Origin of the sequence: Alkaliflexus imshenetskii DSM 15055 (assembly GCF_000517065.1) — a bacterium.
Lineage (GTDB): Bacteria > Bacteroidota > Bacteroidia > Bacteroidales > Marinilabiliaceae > Alkaliflexus > Alkaliflexus imshenetskii.
Genome location: NZ_AJUM01000005.1, coordinates 1 through 2,231, shown reverse-complemented (window position 1 = coordinate 2,231; position 2,231 = coordinate 1). Strand labels below are relative to the sequence as shown.

Sequence of the window (2,231 nt, the reverse complement as noted above, 5' to 3'; positions counted from 1 at the left end):
CAAAAGTTGCCGTCATCAGCAAAGGATGCATATCTTTCTTTTCCAGTCGCTGGTTTGCCCATTCAATCAAATCTTGCATTTCATTGGGCGTTAAATGTGGCTCTGTTGTCCTAAAAATAGTCCGCTGCGTACCATCGGGATAATTCGCAACAACCTGATTCGACAGGTTCTTGTATCTTCCTTTGTGAGTCTGGTCTTTATCACTATGTTTTAGTAATGTTCCATGCAGTTGATGAATATATCTTTCCGATATTTCGATGTCGGTATAATTCTCTAAAATTATTTCCAATGCCTCATAATAGCCTACAACTTCCTGTTCGTCGCGTGATTGCAGCTTTGTTATTTTTACTGATTTTAAGAGCTTTTCTACTTCTTCATCAGTTAGGGTTGCCCCTTCAATTCGAGTGGATGAACCAATACTTTCAATGGTAGCTATCTTTCTTAGCTCCTTTAAATAGCGGCTTTCACTATTTTCAATAGCTTTCCAATTTCCCTTGAAAGAGTCTATTATGCTTAACTTTTGGGTAATCTGCTGATAAACAGCCCCGCCAAATTCAAGTTTATTGTTGATGTTTTTAGACATATCCATAACGTATCCATATTTATCCAAAAGTAAAAATTATTCTTTTATTTGCCTTATTTTAATGGATGATATTTCTCCAGTTCTTTCTGTAAATCCTCCAAGGTATCCATTCTATAACGTTCGGTGCTGCTTACGTATTTGTGGCCGGCCATGTATTGCACTTCTCTGAGGTTGTAATGTTTGAGCCAATTGGTAATGGTGCTTGCACGGATTTGTGCCATGTTTGTGAGTCTGGGTTCATAGCGCTTTATCATGGCTTTTATTCTGGACATGCCGCGGATTAGGCGCTTTTTGTGGAACAGGTAATTTCCTTCTATTTTATCGTTTAAGGACTTTCTATCAGTTAAAAGATATTCGTGCAGGGGTAGTATTTGAAAGGGTTTCAGGTCTAAGATTCTTTTGTTTGTTCTTTTGGTGGATGGAACGTATATCTTGCCTTTATCAAGCTGCAGGTGATGTAATTCAAGCTTTGCCAACTCTTGTTCCTGCAGACCCTGATAAATGCGCAGGCCTAAAATAAGGTGGTAGATTCTTAATGTTTTTTTATGTGTCCATGGGCTCTTGCTTTCCGGGAAGTTCTGGTAGATGTGGTCAAGCTGTTTTTGGGTAAATAAATCATGGGGCATTCTTCGTTGAACACCTTTTACCCGTATGGGTTCTGCTACATTGGGCAAGGCTTTAAAGTCTAAATAATAGCTGATTTTCTTTAGCTCCATGTTGATGGTTTTGGGACCTATTCCCTGGCCTTTACGATAGCGGATGTACCCCATCAGGGTTTCATGGTCGATTGGCTCAACAATTGGCTCAATTGGCTTTTCTCTTTCAATTGAAGAAAAAGAACTTAAGTCCTTATTGGCTGATGCATTCAAATAAGGTTTGAACTTCTTTTCAACGAAAAGAGTGTAATCAAGGATGGTGTTCTTACCAAAGCCTTTGCTTGTAAGGTACTTTTCAAAGCACTCTGCTTCGCTTTGCTCTTTGGATTTGGCTTTACTCAGCATTCCTCCTCCTTTGCTAAGTGAGTATATTTCTGTGTGGTTTCTATCGATTTATGACCCAGGAACAGGGCTATGTTTTCTAAGCGCATACCATCTTGCAAAAGATGTGTGGCAATGGAGTGCCGCAAAATATGCAGGCCAAAGGATTTTTGTTTCAGCATTTCATTGTTGGTTTTACTTTTCAGGAGCTGCAAGCGGTGGTACATGCCCTGTATGCTCCATCTTACGCCACCCCGGCCAAGTAATAAAGCCTGGCTTGATTCATCGGGGGCTTTGGATTGCTTGGCGTGTAACAATTGGGGCCTCTGGTTAATGATGTATTCTTGAAGGTCGGCTTTTACTTGTTTGCTCATGGGTACGTATCTTTCCCGATAGCCTTTGCCTTTTCGTACATACAAAAGGTTCTTTTCAAAAAGCAGGTCGCTCAGGTTAAGAGCGGCTCCTTCGCTGGCTCTAAGGCCACAACCATAGAAGATGTCAAGCATGGCGGTATCTCTTTGGTTATAAAGGTTCGTTTCGTCTTTGGCTGCCTGGTAAAGGGTCTGTATTTCTGTTTTAGATAGGTAGGTGGCGGTTTCGGTGGTTTTGAGTAATTGCGGCTTAATTAGGATGTTTGCCTTTTCGGTCAACTGTAAATATTTGCTTAGAAG

Annotated in this window: 3 protein-coding genes; all 3 read right to left on the bottom strand. The window is 40.7% G+C overall.

Features of this window, described 5'->3' with window-relative positions; genetic code table 11:
• A partial coding sequence (locus tag ALKIM_RS0100075) for a Fic family protein (protein WP_218916643.1) occupies positions 1–589 on the bottom strand: 589 nt, incomplete at its 3' end.
• Positions 590–636: 47 nt separating this feature from the next.
• Positions 637–1,584, bottom strand: coding sequence for a tyrosine-type recombinase/integrase (locus tag ALKIM_RS20095; protein WP_175576951.1), 948 nt, complete (start codon positions 1,582–1,584; stop codon positions 637–639).
• A partial coding sequence (locus ALKIM_RS0100065; protein ID WP_026472886.1) for a tyrosine-type recombinase/integrase occupies positions 1,578–2,231 on the bottom strand: 654 nt, incomplete at its 5' end. The genes ALKIM_RS0100065 and ALKIM_RS20095, both read right to left, overlap by 7 nt.